The sequence below is a fragment of the Pseudomonas baltica genome (assembly GCF_014235765.1).
In the GTDB taxonomy this organism is placed as follows: Bacteria; Pseudomonadota; Gammaproteobacteria; order Pseudomonadales; family Pseudomonadaceae; genus Aquipseudomonas; species Aquipseudomonas baltica.
Window position 1 is genome coordinate 57,447 of the sequence record NZ_JACMYH010000005.1, and the last position, 15,245, is coordinate 72,691.

Annotated in this window: 16 protein-coding genes; 9 read left to right on the forward strand and 7 right to left on the reverse strand. The window is 65.0% G+C overall.

The genetic code is table 11. From position 1 onward, the window contains the following. Nucleotides 1-104: 104 nt before the first annotated feature. A complete protein-coding gene (locus H7993_RS16555) occupies nt 105-1,058 on the reverse strand; it encodes a FecR domain-containing protein (RefSeq protein WP_185795030.1) in 954 nt (317 codons plus the stop codon). Next, nucleotides 1,055-1,558: a sigma-70 family RNA polymerase sigma factor gene (locus tag H7993_RS16560; protein WP_342345053.1), complete on the reverse strand. Its 504-nt coding sequence runs from the start codon at nt 1,556-1,558 to the stop codon at nt 1,055-1,057. Before H7993_RS16560 ends, H7993_RS16555 begins: the two co-directional genes overlap by 4 nt. A gap of 212 nt (nt 1,559-1,770) precedes the next feature. On the opposite strand from H7993_RS16560, the gene H7993_RS16565 reads away from it, so the two are divergent. From H7993_RS16565 to H7993_RS16575, 3 genes are read left to right on the forward strand one after another with little or no spacing between them, the layout of a single operon-like run. Further along, on the forward strand, nt 1,771-2,076 hold the full coding sequence (locus H7993_RS16565) for a DUF3649 domain-containing protein (RefSeq protein ID WP_122475147.1): 306 nt from the start codon (nt 1,771-1,773) through the stop codon (nt 2,074-2,076). Beyond that, on the forward strand, nt 2,073-3,653 hold the full coding sequence (locus H7993_RS16570; protein WP_185795031.1) for a PepSY domain-containing protein: 1,581 nt from the start codon (nt 2,073-2,075) through the stop codon (nt 3,651-3,653). The genes H7993_RS16565 and H7993_RS16570 overlap by 4 nt, the downstream gene beginning before the upstream one ends. Beyond that, a complete protein-coding gene (locus H7993_RS16575; RefSeq protein WP_185795032.1) occupies nt 3,653-3,979 on the forward strand; it encodes a DUF3325 domain-containing protein in 327 nt (108 codons plus the stop codon). Before H7993_RS16570 ends, H7993_RS16575 begins: the two co-directional genes overlap by 1 nt. A gap of 24 nt (nt 3,980-4,003) precedes the next feature. Here the strand turns inward: H7993_RS16575 and H7993_RS16580 are convergent, their stop codons facing one another. Then, a complete protein-coding gene (locus tag H7993_RS16580; RefSeq protein ID WP_185795033.1) occupies nt 4,004-4,876 on the reverse strand; it encodes a helix-turn-helix domain-containing protein in 873 nt (290 codons plus the stop codon). A 134-nt stretch (nt 4,877-5,010) separates the two neighbouring features. Between H7993_RS16580 and H7993_RS16585 the strand changes: the two genes are divergently transcribed. Further along, a complete protein-coding gene (locus H7993_RS16585) occupies nt 5,011-5,961 on the forward strand; it encodes a DMT family transporter (RefSeq protein WP_185795034.1) in 951 nt (316 codons plus the stop codon). Here H7993_RS16585 and H7993_RS16590 read toward each other — a convergent pair. Then, nucleotides 5,951-6,925, reverse strand: a complete 975-nt coding sequence (locus H7993_RS16590) for a 2-hydroxyacid dehydrogenase (protein WP_122475140.1) — start codon at nt 6,923-6,925, stop codon at nt 5,951-5,953. The genes H7993_RS16585 and H7993_RS16590 overlap by 11 nt on opposite strands. Nucleotides 6,926-6,994: 69 nt before the next feature. Then, nucleotides 6,995-7,942 carry a LysR family transcriptional regulator gene (locus tag H7993_RS16595; protein ID WP_122475138.1) on the reverse strand — a complete coding sequence of 316 codons (948 nt, stop codon included), beginning with the start codon at nt 7,940-7,942 and terminating at the stop codon, nt 6,995-6,997. Nucleotides 7,943-8,121: 179 nt separating this feature from the next. Here H7993_RS16595 and H7993_RS16600 point away from each other — a divergent pair, with 179 nt between their 5' ends. Genes H7993_RS16600 through H7993_RS16615 form a run of 4 tightly spaced genes read left to right on the forward strand, consistent with a single transcriptional unit; the run spans nt 8,122 to nt 12,848 of the window. Then, the gene (locus H7993_RS16600) at nt 8,122-9,624 is read left to right on the forward strand and encodes an efflux transporter outer membrane subunit (protein ID WP_185795035.1); all 1,503 of its coding nucleotides are present in this window, start codon (nt 8,122-8,124) and stop codon (nt 9,622-9,624) included. Further along, the gene (locus tag H7993_RS16605; RefSeq protein WP_185795036.1) at nt 9,621-11,786 is read left to right on the forward strand and encodes an FUSC family protein; all 2,166 of its coding nucleotides are present in this window, start codon (nt 9,621-9,623) and stop codon (nt 11,784-11,786) included. The genes H7993_RS16600 and H7993_RS16605 overlap by 4 nt, the downstream gene beginning before the upstream one ends. Next, nucleotides 11,776-11,976 (forward strand): DUF1656 domain-containing protein, encoded by a 201-nt coding sequence (locus H7993_RS16610; RefSeq protein ID WP_122475134.1) that lies wholly within the window; start codon nt 11,776-11,778, stop codon nt 11,974-11,976. The genes H7993_RS16605 and H7993_RS16610 overlap by 11 nt, the downstream gene beginning before the upstream one ends. 11 nt (nt 11,977-11,987) lie before the next feature. Beyond that, a complete protein-coding gene (locus tag H7993_RS16615) occupies nt 11,988-12,848 on the forward strand; it encodes an efflux RND transporter periplasmic adaptor subunit (protein WP_122475132.1) in 861 nt (286 codons plus the stop codon). Nucleotides 12,849-12,879: 31 nt separating this feature from the next. Here H7993_RS16615 and H7993_RS16620 read toward each other — a convergent pair whose 3' ends face one another. Together H7993_RS16620 and yaaA are read right to left on the reverse strand one after the other, a co-directional pair. Continuing rightward, nucleotides 12,880-13,344 (reverse strand): multidrug transporter, encoded by a 465-nt coding sequence (locus H7993_RS16620; RefSeq protein WP_122475130.1) that lies wholly within the window; start codon nt 13,342-13,344, stop codon nt 12,880-12,882. 78 nt (nt 13,345-13,422) lie between these two features. After that, nucleotides 13,423-14,202 carry a peroxide stress protein YaaA gene (gene yaaA, locus H7993_RS16625; RefSeq protein ID WP_185795037.1) on the reverse strand — a complete coding sequence of 260 codons (780 nt, stop codon included), beginning with the start codon at nt 14,200-14,202 and terminating at the stop codon, nt 13,423-13,425. 280 nt (nt 14,203-14,482) lie between these two features. Between yaaA and H7993_RS16630 the strand changes: the two genes are divergently transcribed. Next, nucleotides 14,483-15,226 (forward strand): sulfite exporter TauE/SafE family protein, encoded by a 744-nt coding sequence (locus tag H7993_RS16630; RefSeq protein WP_185795038.1) that lies wholly within the window; start codon nt 14,483-14,485, stop codon nt 15,224-15,226. Nucleotides 15,227-15,245 lie beyond the last annotated feature (19 nt).

Here is a 15,245-nt window from a genome sequence, read left to right on the forward strand (position 1 = left end):
GTTTCCAGGCAGGATGTAGTGGGAGTTACCCTGTCTGTCACGCGAGCAAGGCAAAACGGCTCACCGAGGGTGTAAATAAATGCTCGCCGCCAAACCTGGCATGGCTAGACCCGGGATTGCACCGTGACCCAATAGCGGGTGAAGCGCCGGACTTTCACTGGCAGCGCCGCCTCCAGTGAATCGAGAATTTTCTCGGTATCGCCCAGGGGGAAACTGCCGGAGAGCAACAGATTGGCAGCGCGGGCGTCGCAGTCCAGCTGGCCGCGGCGATAACGGCCTACCTCGGCCAGGAAGTCGCCCAGGCGCATGCGCGCGGCGATCAGCATGCCGTCGACCCAGGCGCCACTGTTGGCGTCCAGTGGTCGCGCCGGATTGAAGCGCTGGCGTTCGAACTCGAGCTGCTGGCCTTCGGCCAGGCGCCGTGGCTCATCGTGCAGCCCGGCGGCCTCGAGGGTGACGGCGCCCTGCAGTGCCTGCACCTGGGTGCTGCCCGGCAGTTGGCGAACATTGACCTGCCCCCGGCCAGCGGTGATCAGCCCTTGGTCGGTGCCGATGAGCAGGGGCCGCGCATCGGCACCCGCCGTGAGCATGATCTCGCCTTCGAGCAAGTGGATCAGGCGCCGACCCGCATCGAAGCGCACGTCCACGGCGCTGGTGGTGTTGAGGTGGATCCGGCTGCCGTCGTCCAGTTGCAATTGGCGGCGCTGGCCCAGCGGGCTGCGGTAGTCGGCCACCAGCGGCGGCAGCCAGTGCTGTTGTCGCAGGGCCAGGGTGGTTGCACCGGCCATTCCCAACAGCAACAGCGCCTTGAGGGCGCGTCGGCGGCCGGGCGAGTGGGGTGCGCCCACGGTAGCCTGCGCCAGGGAAGCGGGCAGGCCGGCGAACTGCTGATTGACCTTCTGGATGTGATCCCAGGCGCGACGGTGCTCGCCGTCGGCGTGCAGCCAGCGCTGCCATGCCTGCTGCTGGCGCGGATCGAGCGGGCCTTGTTGCAGTTCAAGCAGCCACTGCACGGCCTCTTCGGCCACGTGCGGAGAAAAACTGCGGGCTTCGTTCACAGCGCGAAGTAGCAGCGCAGGGCTGCCTTGTGCAGATGGCGATTTACCGTAGCCAGGGATATACCGAGTTCACTGGCGATTTCGCGGTAGCCCAGGCCATCGACCTGTGCCATCAGGAACGCACGCTTGACCGTGACCGGCAGACCTTCGAGTACCGCGTCCAGCTCGAGCAGGGTCTGCAGGATGATCGCCCGGTGTTCTTCGCAGGGTGCAAGGGGCTCGGGCATCTGGCTCAAGGCCTCCAGATACGCGCGCTCCAGATCCTGGCGACGGTAGTGGTTGAACAGCACGCGCTTGGCCACCGTGGTGAGAAACGCCCGCGGTTCACGGATGGGCGTGACCTCGCGCGCGGTCAACAGGCGCATGAAGGTGTCCTGGGCGAGGTCGGCAGCGTTGTCCGGGCAGCCCAGACGGCTGCGCAGCCACTCGGTCAGCCAGCGGCGATGGACGAGGTAGAGGCCCTCGACCGAATGCGAGGCAGGGGAAGTCACAGGGCTCACCGCGAACACTCCGGCGCCATGGGGTGCGCAGCAGAATAAGAATTGTTCGTATCTTACGGATGAGCCGCCGTTTGGGCAAGGTCGACAGCCGTCCCAGCGTCGGCAAAAAGTGTTGCAGCACAAGATAAACGTCAACGGTCTTTGCGCATGAGAATATTTATCATTATTATCAGCACGATTCAGTGCCGCGTTCGTACGTTTGAAGGTCTTTCATGAGAAGCAGAATCGGCGGGGTACCTGCCTCGTATCGTTGGGCAGTGGCCTCTCGCATCGTCGCGGCCGTATTTGGCGGCTACGTGCTGGCGGCACTTGCAAGCGTATGCATCGCCTGGCTGCTGCCCATGGCACGCGGCGAGGCCGTGGTCAGCGCCATGATGCTGTCGTTCCTCGTGTATCTGGTGGCCGTGCTCTGGTGTTTCGCCTCGCACAGCGCCGGTCGAGCCTGGCTGGGCCTGGCCATTCCGGGACTGATACTGGCCGCGATGGCGGGTCTTCTGCACTGGCAGCACCTGCCGTGAGAGAAGGCTTCCGCCAGGCGATGGCGTGGTTGCATACCTGGGCGGGGCTGGTGTTCGGCTGGTTGCTGTTCGCCATCTTCCTCACCGGAACATTGTCCTATTTCAAGGACGAGATCAGCCATTGGGCACAGCCCGAAGTGCCGGTGCGCGTGCTCGACGCTCGGGCCAGCCTGACGCAGGCGCAGAGCTACCTGCAGGCCAATGCCGGGCAATCGTCGCGCTGGTTCATCAGCCTGCCGGACGCGCGCGAGCCAGCGCTTTCGGTCATGTGGCAGGACCCGAACAAAAGCGGGCGCGGCAGCTTCACCCGGCAGACCCTGGACCCGCAGACCGGGCAGCGAATCGAGGCGCGCGACAGCCGCGGCGGCGACTTCTTCTATCGCTTCCACTACCAGCTGCAAATGGGCTACCCCTGGGGCCGCTGGCTGAGTAGCCTGGCGGCGATGGTCATGCTGGTGACGCTGGTCACCGGCATCATCACCCACAAGAAGATCTTCAAGGAATTCTTCACCTTCCGCCCCGGCAAGGGCGCGCGTTCCTGGCTCGATGGACACAACGCGATCGGCGTGCTGGTGCTGCCTTTTCACCTGATGATCACCTACAGCAGCCTGGTGATTTTCATGACCATGCTCATGCCGGCGAGCATCAACAGCCGCTACGATGGCGATACCCAGGCGTTCTTCAGCGAGATCTATCCGGGCAACCAGCGTTTGGTCGCCGCCGGGCAGCCTGCGCCGCTGGTGAATCTGGGAGGGCTGTACGACCGTGCGCTGCAGCAATGGCCCGGAGGCAGCATCGGCCGGGTGTCGGTGCAGATGCCGGGCGATGCCAACGCTCAGGTGCAGTTCAGCCGCCATGACGGCGATAGCGTGAGCCGCGACCTAGGCGCAGCCATCACCTTCGCCGGTACCACGGGCGCGGTGCTCGAGCAGCCGCGCGAAAGCTCCACGCCAATAGCCATCGCGGGCACGTTCTATGGGTTGCACATGGGGCTGTTCGCCGGGCCCGTGCTGCGCTGGCTGTATTTCTTCTGCGGCCTGGGCAGCACCTTGCTGATCGGTACGGGCCTGGTCATGTGGCTGGGCAAACGTCAGCTCAAGCATGCCCGCAGCGGTGTGCGGCCCTTCGAGCTGCGTCTGGTGGAAGTGTTGAACGTGGCCGGCATGGCCGGGCTGGTACTGGCGGTGGCAGGCTTCATGTGGGCCAACCGGCTGCTGCCGGCGACCTATCCGGAGCGTGCCGGCATCGAGGTCGACAGCTTCTTCGTGGTTTGGCTATTGAGCATCGTGCATGCCGCTGTGCGCAGTGGCAGCAAGGCCTGGATCGAGCAATTGGGTCTGGCGGCGATTGCCCTGGCGAGTGTGCCGTTACTGAGCCTGCTCACCACCAACCATGGCCTGCCGGCGTCCATCGCCGCCGGCGACTGGGTATTGGCAGGCGTCGATCTCAGCGCCCTGGGCTGCGGCCTGGTGCTGGCGTGGGTGGTCATGAAGATACGTCGCCGCGCTGTGCTGGCGGCATTGCCGGTGGCGCGGACGGTGCGTGCGCGTCCTACCATGCCTGGCGAGGTGCACTGATGTTGGCTGCAGGTTTGCTCAGTTATGCCGGCTTCAGTGCCCTGTGCCTGGCCATGGAACGTCATCATCAGGAAATGCTCGGGCATCGACCCAGTCCTTCGCGCAAGGTGCAATTGCGCATGGCAGGCTGGGCTTTGCTGGCCTTGTCGCTGTGGGTCTCGGTGCTCAGCGCTGGCTGGGCCATGGGGCTGGTGCGCTGGACCGCAGTGTTGATGGGCAGCGCGGTATTCCTGGTGTGGCTGTTGCCGTACCGACCACGCTGGGCCCTGGCATTGGCCGCAGTCGGCCTGCTGCTGGGGCCGTTGGCGGCAGTGGCACACTGGTAGCGCGAGCTGCTCGCCAGTCTGCCGTCAGGTGCCAGCCAGGCGATATTCGCCTGGGGATACCGCACTTGCCTGGCGAAACCGATTGCTGAAGTGACTGGCGCTGGCGAAGCCGCATGCCAGCCCCACCTCGCCCAAGGGCAGGTGCGTCTGGCGCAACAGCGTGCGGGCGCGGGCGATCCGTCGAGCCAGCACGTATTGATGCGGCGGCAAGCCAAAGCTGGTGCGAAACATCCGTGCGAAGTGGTACTCCGACAAGCTGCACAAGGCTGCCAGTTGGCCGAGGCTCAGAGGTTCGGCCAACTGCGACTCGATGAAGTCGCGAAGCAGGCGCCGCTGATGAGCTGCAAGCCCACCTTTGAGGCGTAGCTGCGGACGCGCGACCGCTTGGCTGAGCAGGGCGTGAGCAAGCATCTCGTGGGCCAGGCTGCTGGTCAGCACGCGCTCCCCCGGTTCGTTCCAGTTCAACGTGATCAGACGAGCGAAGCGCCGCGCCTGTGCCGGGTCTTCGAGGAAGGTATTCTCGCGCAACTGCATTTCCCGGGGCTCACGGTCCAGCAGCGTCACGCAGCCCAGCGCAAACTGCTCGGCGCTGAAATAGAGATGAGCCAGGCGGATGTCACCGTTGATGACCCACGCCGACTCATGCCCGGCCGGCAGGATGCACTGCTTGCCGGGCGCGCCTTTCTCCCAAGGGCGATCGCGGCGAAAGGTGCCCGTGCCGCCGCCGATGTAGCACGACAGAGTGTGATGGGTCGGCGCCTGATACTCCTGGGCATCGTGGTGATTGCTCCACAACGCCGCCACCATCGAGTCGCCCAGTTCGGCGCTGTGCTCGAGGCGCGCGTGGCGCGAGTTGTGCAGCGCCTGAAACACTTGCAGGTCCAGCAAAGCAGTCATGGTCGATACCTCCGTGGCCATGGTACTGCGTCGCGGGAAAGCTGCCAGTGCAGCGGCAGAAAAAGCGCAAGTTTGTGCAAGCCGGGATCGGCCGCTGCTCGGACAATGGGCCCCTGACCCCGGAGGGCCTTGCCATGAACCTATCGTTGTATCTGCTGACCGTACTGATCTGGGGAACGACCTGGATCGCCCTCAAGCTGCAACTGGGCGTGGTCGAGATTCCCGTGTCCATCGTCTACCGGTTCGGCCTCGCCGCGCTGGTGCTGTTCGTGATCCTGCTGGCCACCCGGCGACTGCAGGCCATGGGTCGGCGTGGTCACTTCATCTGCCTGGCCCAGGGGCTGTGCCTGTTCTGCGTGAATTTCATGTGTTTTCTCACCGCCAGCCAGTGGCTGCCGACCGGGCTGATCGCGGTGGTGTTCTCCACGGCGACCTTGTGGAATGCACTCAACGCGCGGATCTTTCTGGGGCAACGGATCACCGCCAGCGTGATCGGTGCAGGTGGTCTTGGCCTGCTTGGCCTGGGCCTGCTGTTCTGGCCGGAGCTGGCCGGCCATGATGCCAGCCCGCAGACCCTGCTCGGCCTGGGCCTGGCGCTGCTGGGCACCTTGTGTTTCTCGGCGGGCAACATGCTCTCCAGCGTGCAGCAGAAAGCCGGGTTGAGGCCGCTGACCACCAATGCCTGGGGCATGTTGTACGGAGCGCTGCTGCTGGGCGGCTATTGCCTGCTGCGCGGCACGCCGTTCACCATCGACTGGAGCATGCGCTACGTCGGCTCGCTGCTGTACCTGGTGATACCCGGCTCGGTGATCGGCTTTACCGCCTACCTGACCCTGGTGGGTCGCATGGGCCCCGAGCGCGCCGCTTACTGCACGGTGCTGTTCCCGGTGGTGGCGTTGAACGTCTCGGCCTATGCCGAAGGGTACCAATGGACCGCACCGGCCCTGGGCGGGCTGGTACTGGTGATGCTTGGCAACGTGCTGGTGTTTCGCAAGGGCGCCAGGCCGGCGACGCCCCCGTCGACTGGGTCGCTGGGGGCGCAGCCGGTGCCGGGCAGCGCGGCGCTGGTTCGCCCTAGCCCTTGAACGCCTGCGGGTTGACCAGATCCTGAGGGCGTTTGCCGAGCAGCGCCGCCGTCAGGTTGTCGATGGCGCGATAAGCCATGGCATCACGGGTCTGCGCCGTGGCCGAGCCGATATGCGGCAGCGTCACGACGTTGCCCAGCTGGAACAATGGCGATTCGGCCAGCGGTTCCTTCTCGTAGACATCCAGGCCGGCGCCGCGCAAGGTGCCGTCGCGCAGCGCCTGCACCAGCGCCGCTTCATCGACCACCGGCCCGCGCGAGATATTGACCAGAATGGCGCTCTTCTTCATTTGCGCCAGCTCGGCGGTGCCGATCATGTGCCGCGTCTTGTCGCTGAGCGGCACTACCAGGCAGACGAAATCCGCCTCCGCCAGCAGTTGCTCGAGGCTGCGAAACTGCGCACCCAGTTCCTGCTCCAGTTCAGGCTTGCGGCTGTTGCCGCTGTACAGGATGGGCATGTCGAAGCCCAGCCGTCCGCGGCGTGCCACTGCCGCGCCGATATTGCCCAGGCCGACGATGCCCAGCGTCTTGCCGTACACATCGGTGCCGAACTGGTCGGGGCCGACGCTGGCTTTCCAGTTGCCGGCCTTGGTCCAGGCGTCCAGTTCGGCCACGCGCCGGGCGCTGCTCATGATCAGGGCGAAGGCCAGGTCGGCGGTGCTTTGGGTCAGTACGTCAGGGGTGTTGGTGAGCATGATGCCGCGCTCGTCGAAATAGCTGACGTCGTAGTTGTCGTAGCCCACCGACACGCTGGAAACCACCTCCAGGTTGGCGGCGTCGGCCAGTTGCTTGCGGCCCAATGGCCGGCCGGCGCCGATCAGGCCGTGGGCCTTGGGCAGCGCCTCGTTGAACTGCGCGGCGATGTCACCCGCCTTCGGGTTGGGCACGATGACGTCGAAATGCGCTTCGAGCCGCTCGACCATGGCAGGAGTGATACGGCTGAACGCGAGGACGGTTTTTTTCATTGGGCGTGTGCTCGTCGGGAGGTAATGAGAGCACGCTAACATTCCCGATCGAGCAGAAACAATCCCGGTTCAGTTGGCGATCTGCAGGTCGAAGGTCTGCAGGTCGGCGTCGTGCGCCGCCAGAATGTCGGGCAGCGAACCGCGCAGGTATTCCACCCAGGTCTTGATCTTCGCATCCAGGTACTGACGGGACGGATAGATGGCGTACAGGTTCAACTCCTGCAGGCGGTACTCGGGCAGCATGCGTACCAGCGTGCCGTTGCGCAGGCCGTCGATGGCCGCGTAGATGGGCAGCACGCCCACGCCCATGCCACTGCTGATGGCGGTCTTCATCGCATCGGCGGAATTGACCTGGAACGGTGCGTTGCTGATGTTGACCATTTCCTGACCATCGGGGCCCTGAAACAGCCATTTTTCCAGTTGCACCACCGGGCTGACCAGGCGCAGGCAGGCATGGTCGCGCAGATCGCCGGGCGTGCGCGCCGAGCCATGAGCCTTCACGTATTCGGGGGAGGCGCAGACGATGCTGTAGGTGATGCCCAGGCGTTGCGAGACGAAGCCCGAATCGGGCAGCTCGCTGGCCAGGACGATGGACACGTCATAGCCTTCGTCGAGCAGGTCCGGGACCCGGTTGGCCAGGGTCAGGTCGAAGGTCACGTCCGGATGGGTACGCCGGTAGCGCGCGATGGCGTCGATCACGAAGTGCTGGCCGATGCCGGTCATGGTGTGCACCTTCAACTGCCCCGAAGGCCGCGCATGGGCGTCGCTGGCCTCGGCCTCGGCTTCCGCCACATAGGTGAGGATCTGCTCGCAGCGCACCAGGTAGCGTTTGCCGGCCTCGGTCAGGGCAATGCGTCGGGTCGTGCGGTTGAGCAGCCGCGTCTGCAGGTGGGCTTCGAGGTTGGACACCGCGCGCGAGACGTTGGCGGTGGTAGTGTCCAGTTGCGCGGCGGCGGCGGTGAAACTGCCGGCTTCGGCCACACAGGTGAACGCACGCATGTTTTGCAAGGTGTCCATGATTCGGTCTCTGGTTCGACGGACAAATTGTCGCATGAAGCAACAATTATACAGAAGGATTATCACCGGTTCGGTAACAAAGATTCGCAGTAATTCCAGCTTATCGCCGCTGTGCACCCGCTCTAGAATGCCGGCCCAGACCCCTCCGCACGCCTACCCCCTTTCCGGAAATCGCCGCAGTGCCGCGCCGCCTCATCGACGAGTTGAAAACCCTCAGTATCTGGATCTTGACCCTGGCCTTGACCGGCTGTATCGGCACTGCCGGCATCGCTCCTGAGAGCGAAGCCTTGTCGGCCGATGCGCTGGCCACCGACGCTGCCATTCAAACCGCCGTCCAGGATGCTCGCTGGCCTGAGGGCCAATGGTGGCAAGCGTATGGCGACAAGCAGCTCGATGCCTGGGTGAGCCTGGCCTTGCTCGGCAGCCCGAGCATGGCCATGGCGGCCGCCCGCGTGCGCCAGGCCAAGGCCATGGCGGGGCTGGCGGAGTCCGCCGAATCCCTGCACATCGACGCCAGCGCTCATTTGCATCGCCACGCCTGGCCTGCCGACCCCTTCTATGGTCCCGGCGACCTGTCGCGCCAGACCACGTGGGACAATGACGCCGGTCTGGGCTTCACCTATGCGCTGGACCTGTGGGGCCGTGAGCGCAATGCCAGCGAGCGCGCCGTCGACCTTGCACACATGAGCGTCGCTCAGGCGCGGCAGGCCCGGTTGGAGCTTGCGAGCAACGTGGTGCAGGCGTACATCCAGCTCTCATTGCACTATGCCCAGCGCGACATCGTGCACAGCACACTGACCCAGCAAGAGCAGATCCTGGCGCTGGCGCAGCGGCGTCTGCGCGGCGGCATCGGCACCCATCTGGAAGTCAGCCAGGCCGAGACCCTGCTGCCGGAAACCCATCGGCAAATCGACGCCCTGGATGAGCAGATTGCTCTGGCCCAGAACCAACTGGCCGCACTGGCGGGCAAAGGGCCGGGGCAGGGCAGCCAACTCATGCGTCCAGGCCTGTCTCTGCAAGCGCCGCTTGGGTTGCCCTCGGTGCTGCCCGCGCAGTTGCTGGGGCAGCGCCCGGATGTGGTCGCCAGCCGCTGGGCGGTGGCGGCGAACGCACGGGGTATCGACGTGGCCCATGCCGGCTTCTATCCCAATGTCGATCTGGTCGGCAGCCTGAGCTATTTGGCCACTGGCGGCGGCATGCTGGAGTTCCTCGCCGGCCGCAAGCTGAGCTACAACGCCGGCCCCGCATTGAGCCTGCCGATCTTCGATGGCGGTCGGCTGCGTGCCCAGTTGGCCGATGCATCGGCCGGCTACGACCTGGCGGTGGCACGCTACAACCAGACGCTGGTGGAGGCGCTCAAGCAGATCTCCGACCAGCTGATTCGGCGCGCCTCCATGGACAAGCAACAGGCCTTCGCCGAGCAATCGGTGGCTTCGGCGCGCAAGAGCTACGACATTGCCCTGATCGCCTACCAGCGCGGTCTGACCGGCTACCTGGAAGTGCTCAATGCACAGACCCTGCTGTTGCGCCAGCAGCAGATCGAGCAACAGGTGCAGGCTGCGCGGCTGGCGGTGCATGCGCAGTTGGTCACGGCCCTGGGCGGTGGTCTGGGGGCGGGCAGCGATACCCCTGCCGCGCAGCGTCTGCAGGTTCCCAAGCCACTGGTGGTGATCGGTAGATGACCACTTGGCTGGGCAGCCTGCCCTGGCGCCGGGGTTTCTTCGACTGGGCACGCAGCGATGGCGTCACCTGGATCTACATCTTCAAGGTGCTGCTGGCCGCATTCACCACGCTGTGGCTGGCCATGCGCCTGGAGCTGCCACAACCGCGTACCGCGATGATCACTGTGTTCATCGTCATGCAGTTGCAAAGCGGCCACGTCTTCGCGAAAAGTTTCTATCGTCTGCTGGGCACCCTGGCGGGATCGGCGGTGACGGTGGTGTTGATCGCCCTGTTCGCGCAGAACACCGAGCTGTTCCTGTGCGGCCTGGCGCTGTGGGTCGGCCTCTGCTCGACCGGTGCCATGCGCTGCCGCAACTTCCGCGCCTACGGCTTCGTCTTGGCCGGCTATACCGCGGCCATGGTCGGTCTGCCGGCCCTGGCCCATCCGGACGGCGCCTTCATGGCGGCGGTCTGGCGCGTGCTGGAGATTGCCCTGGGCATTCTCGTCGCGACGGCGGTCAGCGCGGCCATTCTTCCGCAGTCGGCCTCCGCTTCGATGCGCAACGCCTTGTATCAGCGCTTTGGCGTGTTCGCCCGGTTCGCCGCCGATGGCCTGCGCGGTGACAGCGCACGGGAACAGTTCGAAGCCGACAACGTGCGCTTCATCGCCGAAGCGGTGGGCCTGGAGAGCCTGCGCAGTGTGACGGCCTTCGAAGACCCGCACATGCGCCGACGCAATGGTCGGGTCAGCCGACTGAACAGTGAATTCATGGCGGTGACGACCCGCTTCAATGCGCTGCACCAATCACTCGAGCGTATCCGCGCGCGCGGTCATCGCCAGGTGGTAACCGCCATCGAACCGGCCTTGCAGGCATTGACGCACGTGCTGGACGACTTCGCCGGGCAGGCCTTGACCGATGCCGATGCCGCACGTTTGGCCCGGCGCATGGTGCAGTACAAGGACGCGCTGCCAGCACAGGTGCGCAGCTTGCGTGACAGCTTCGAGCAGAGTGGTCCGGAAGATGACGACCTGCTGGACTTTCACACCGCTTCGGAGTTGCTCTATCGCTTCGTCGAAGAACTGCACGGCTATGCCCAGACGCATGCCTCGCTGGCCGAGCATCGGCATGCCCGCGAGCGCTGGGACGAGCCGTACCGGGCGCAGACCAACTGGCTGGCCAGCGCCGCCGCCGGTATTCGCGGCGCGCTGGTGTTGCTGCTGCTGGGCGGCTATTGGATAGCGACGGCCTGGCCCAGCGGCGCGACCATGACCCTGGTGGCTGCAGCCACCGTGGGCCTGTCGGCGGCGTCACCGAACCCGCGGCGGATGTCGTTCCAGATGGCCTGCGGCACCTTGCTGGGGGCGCTGGTCGGCTTCTACACGACCTTTTTCGTGCTGCCGTGGATCGACGGCTTCGCGCTACTGTGCCTGACCCTCGCGCCGGTGCTGACGCTGGGCGCCTTCCTTGCCTCTCGACCTCGCTTCGTTGGCTATGGACTGGGCCTGCTGATCTTCTTTTCCATGGGCTCGGTGCCCGGCAACCTCACCCAGTACGATCCGTATGCGTTCATCAACGACTACATTGGCATGGTCCTGGGGATGCTGTTCTGCGCTGCCGCTGGCGCGGTCATCCTGCCGCCCAACAGTCGCTGGATGTGGCAGCGCCTGGAGCAGGACCTGCGCGCCCTGGTGGTGTTCGCCATCAGCGGCAAGCCGCGCGGCCTGGGCTCGGCCTTCGAGAGCCGGACCCGCGACCTGCTGCATCAGGCCTATGGCCTGGCGGCCGGGCAGCCACAGGTGCAGCGCAACCTGCTGCGCTGGATGTTCGTGGTGATGGAGGTGGGGCACGCCATCATCGAGCTGCGCCGCGAGCAGGAGCGCTTGCCGGTGCACCCGGCCTATGCCCCGTGGCAGCCGTGGCGCCAGTCGATCCGGGTGCTGGGGCGTGCGCTGATTCGCCTGTTCATCCAGCCCCAGTCGGGCAACCTCCAGCGCGCGTTGGCGGCCGTGGAGCAGGCCATTCACCTGGTCAGGAACACCGACGAGCCCTTCGCCCGACATTTCGATACCTCGGCGCTGCGCCGGGTGCAGAGTTACCTGCACTTCATCCGCAGTTCGTTGCTGGACCCGCAATCACCCCTTGCCGAACTGGCCGCGCCTGGAGCCGAGCATGCCGCGTGAGATCGCCTTCCATGGTCTGTACATGCCGACCATGACCCTGTTGTTCGTGCTCGCCGCCGGGTTGGCCTGGGCCTTCGACCGGCTGTTCGCCAGCCTCGATGTGTACCGATTCTTCTGGCACCCGGCGCTGTTGCGCCTGAGCCTGTTCGTCTGTCTGTTCGGCGCCATGGCGCTGACTGTCTACCGGTGAGAACCTGCGCAATGAAAAAGTTTTTCAGCCTGTTGGCGACCCTGCTGGTGCTGGCACTGGCGATTTTCATCGGTCGCCAGTTGTGGGTGCACTACATGCAAACACCCTGGACCCGCGACGGACGCGTGCGCGCGGACATCGTCAACGTCGCCGCCGATGTGTCGGGCTACGTCACGGCGGTGCCGGTGCGCGACAACCAGCGTGTGCGCAAGGGCGACGTGCTGCTGCAGATCGATCCGGCGCACTACCGCCTGGCGGTCAAGCAGGCGCAGGCGCTGGTGGCGTCGCGCAAGGCCGCTTGGGACATGCGCAAGGTCAATGCCAGCCGTCGTGCCGATCTCGATGAACTGGTGATCTCCAGGGAAAGTCGCGAGGACGCCAGCAACGTCGCCGCCTCGGCGCTGGCCGACTATCAACAGGCCGAAGCGCGCCTCGAGGCCGCGCAGCTGGACCTGGACCGCACCCGTGTGTTGGCCACGGTGGATGGCTACGTCACCAACCTCAACGTGCATGTCGGTGACTACGCGCGGGTGGGTGAGGCCAAGCTGGCCGTGGTCGATGAACATTCGTTCTGGGTCTACGGCTATTTCGAAGAAACCAAGCTGCCCCATGTGCATGTCGGCGACGCGGCGCAGTTGCAGATGATGAGCGGCGAGACCCTCAAGGGCCATGTGGACAGCATCTCGCGCGGCATCTATGACCGCGACAACCCGCAAAGCCGCGAGCTGACCGCCGACGTCAATCCGACCTTCAACTGGGTTCGCCTGGCGCAGCGAGTGCCGGTGCGCATCCAGCTGGACGAGGTGCCCGAAGGCATGCTGCTGGCAGCCGGCACGACCTGCACGGTGATCGTCACGCCCGCACTGCGGTGATCACTGCGCAAGCGTTCGCCATTGCCGATGCTTATTGGGAAAAACTGCCCTGCAAGCGTTCGGCGCGGAATTCCAGGGTCTGCGGGCGATAGCCGGGGCGCAGTGGCGGCAGTGGCAGGCAGTCCTGCCAGTCGGCACCGGCCTGCAGTTCACCAGGGCCGCGGTAGCGAGGTGCGGTGTAGAGGTTTTCGGCCAGGTTGGCGGTCTGGCCGGGCGCGTAGGCAGCTATCTGCCACTGCAGTTCCTGCATCGGTACGTTGTTGCCGTTGTTCAGGTTCAGGCGCAGCGGACGGTCGCCCGGACAGCCCTGCGGATCGTAGGTGATGCGCATCTCCAGGCGTGCCAGGCGGTGGGCTTCGCGGGTGTCGCTCCAGATGACCCACAGCGAGAGCAACGCCAGGCTGAACAGGGCAGCACCGGAGATCGGCAGCGCCTTGGACGGGTAGCGGACCAGCAAGACGATCCAGGTGATGACCAGAAAGATGCCGATTAACATGACTGCCAGCCTTGGTTGGGAAGAGAGGGGTATCGTACAGAACGTTGGCGTGTCAGTGGCAGGCGCACCCACGCCAGGTCAATCATCCGGGTGATCGCGCAGAAACACCAGGTGGTCGGGCCGTGACTGCTCGGCGCTGTAGCGATAGCCCTGGCGGTCGAAGTCCTTGAGCTGCAGGGGGTCGTGGAGTTTTTCGTCGATCACGAAACGCGCCATCATGCCGCGGGCTTTCTTGGCATAGAAGCTGATGATCTTGTACTGGCCATTCTTCAGGTCCTTGAAGTCGGCAGTGATCAGGCGCGCCTGCAAAGCCTTGCGCTTGACCGCCGAGAAATACTCGTTCGACGCCAGGTTGAACAGCACGTCGTCGCCTTGTTCGGCCAAGGCCTGGTTGAGCCATTGGCTGATGCGCTCGCCCCAGAACGCATAGAGGTCCTTGCCGCGCGCGTTGACCAGCTTGGTGCCCATCTCCAGTCGGTACGGTTGCATCAGGTCCAGTGGCCGCAGCAGGCCATAGAGGCCCGACAGCATGCGCAGATGTTTCTGCGCGTAGTCGAAACCCGCTTTGTCCAAGGTGGTCGCGTCCAGTCCGGTGTAGACGTCGCCCTTGAAGGCGAGCAACGCCTGCTTGGCGTTGGCTGGCGTGAAGTCGGGTGTCCAGCTGCCGAAGCGTGCCGCGTTGAGGCCGGCCAGCTTGTCGGAGAGATGCATGAGCTCGGCGATCTGCGCGGGGCTGAGCTCGCGCAGTTGTTTGATCAGCACCTGGGAATGGTCGAGAAATTCAGGCTGGGTGTGGCGCTGGATGACCGGCGGGGTATCGAAGTCGAGGGTCTTGGCGGGGGATATCACCATCAGCATGCAGAGGTTCTCCTGTGAGCGTGGGCAAATTCTGGAGCAGTGCCCGGAGCGCGTCCACCATTAAGCGTGGGGGCATCCAGATGGACCGCAGCGACCCCGGACGCGGCTCGCGCCGCTGCTACAGGAGATCGCTTGTGCCGTTGGTACGGCGTTCCTCTGTAGCAGCGGCGCAAGCCGCGTCCGGCCACACCGCGAACCCTCTGGCACACCACCCACCCCCAACCGTATTGACGCCATCGATCCCACTCCCCCACAGTGCCCGGAAAAAGGAAATCCGCGCATGGACTACGCACTCATCGACTGGAGCATCATGCTTCTGGCAATCGCCGCCGCCTACATCGTCTTCGGCATTGCCGGCTTCGGCACGGCACTGGTTGCAGGCCCGGTACTCATCCACTTCATGCCGCTGGCCACGCTCATCCCGCTGTTGGTCGTACTCGATTTCATCGCTGCCTTCGGCAATCTGCTTCCTGCCCGGCAATCGGTGGTGGGCGTGGAGCTCAGGCGGTTGCTACCGTTCATGGCGCTGGGCTGCTCCCTGGGCGTAGTCTTTCTGCTCAACCTGAAATCCGACCTGCTGTTGCTGCTGATGGGCCTGTTCATCACCGGCTACGCCCTGTACATGCTGCTGACCACGGCGCGACCCGCACGGTTGTCGCCCTGGTGGGCCGTACCGATGGGCACCATCGGCGGGCTGTTCGGGGCCTTGTTCGGCAGCGGCGGGTTTCTCTATGCGATCTACCTGGGCGCGCGGCTGGACGACAAACAGCAGGTGCGCGCCACGCAAAGCGCGCTGATCAGTTGCAGCACCATCGTGCGCCTGACCCTGTTCATCATTGCCGGGGTCTACGCCGACACCCAGCTGCTGCTGACTGCCCTCTGCCTGCTTCCGGCCATGGCAGCAGGCCTGCTGATCGGACGACGATTGACCCTGCGCATGTCCCGCGAAGCGTTCGTGCGGCTGGTGACCTGGCTGGTGCTGGCCAGCGGCCTGGCGTTGCTGTACCGCTATTTCAACCCTTGACCTGCACGCGCAGGGGACT

What these genes read in the sequence shown, in the direction of transcription:
- H7993_RS16565 (WP_122475147.1), top strand. Translation starts at nt 1,771, where the DNA reads ATGAGAAGCAGAATCGGCGGGGTACCTGCCTCGTATCGTTGGGCAGTG.
- H7993_RS16575 (WP_185795032.1), top strand. Translation starts at nt 3,653, where the DNA reads ATGTTGGCTGCAGGTTTGCTCAGTTATGCCGGCTTCAGTGCCCTGTGC.
- H7993_RS16580 (WP_185795033.1), bottom strand. Translation starts at nt 4,876, where the DNA reads ATGACTGCTTTGCTGGACCTGCAAGTGTTTCAGGCGCTGCACAACTCG.
- H7993_RS16585 (WP_185795034.1), top strand. Translation starts at nt 5,011, where the DNA reads ATGAACCTATCGTTGTATCTGCTGACCGTACTGATCTGGGGAACGACC.
- H7993_RS16590 (WP_122475140.1), bottom strand. Translation starts at nt 6,925, where the DNA reads ATGAAAAAAACCGTCCTCGCGTTCAGCCGTATCACTCCTGCCATGGTC.
- H7993_RS16595 (WP_122475138.1), bottom strand. Translation starts at nt 7,942, where the DNA reads ATGGACACCTTGCAAAACATGCGTGCGTTCACCTGTGTGGCCGAAGCC.
- H7993_RS16605 (WP_185795036.1), top strand. Translation starts at nt 9,621, where the DNA reads ATGACCACTTGGCTGGGCAGCCTGCCCTGGCGCCGGGGTTTCTTCGAC.
- H7993_RS16610 (WP_122475134.1), top strand. Translation starts at nt 11,776, where the DNA reads ATGCCGCGTGAGATCGCCTTCCATGGTCTGTACATGCCGACCATGACC.
- H7993_RS16615 (WP_122475132.1), top strand. Translation starts at nt 11,988, where the DNA reads ATGAAAAAGTTTTTCAGCCTGTTGGCGACCCTGCTGGTGCTGGCACTG.
- H7993_RS16620 (WP_122475130.1), bottom strand. Translation starts at nt 13,344, where the DNA reads ATGTTAATCGGCATCTTTCTGGTCATCACCTGGATCGTCTTGCTGGTC.
- yaaA (WP_185795037.1), bottom strand. Translation starts at nt 14,202, where the DNA reads ATGCTGATGGTGATATCCCCCGCCAAGACCCTCGACTTCGATACCCCG.
- H7993_RS16630 (WP_185795038.1), top strand. Translation starts at nt 14,483, where the DNA reads ATGGACTACGCACTCATCGACTGGAGCATCATGCTTCTGGCAATCGCC.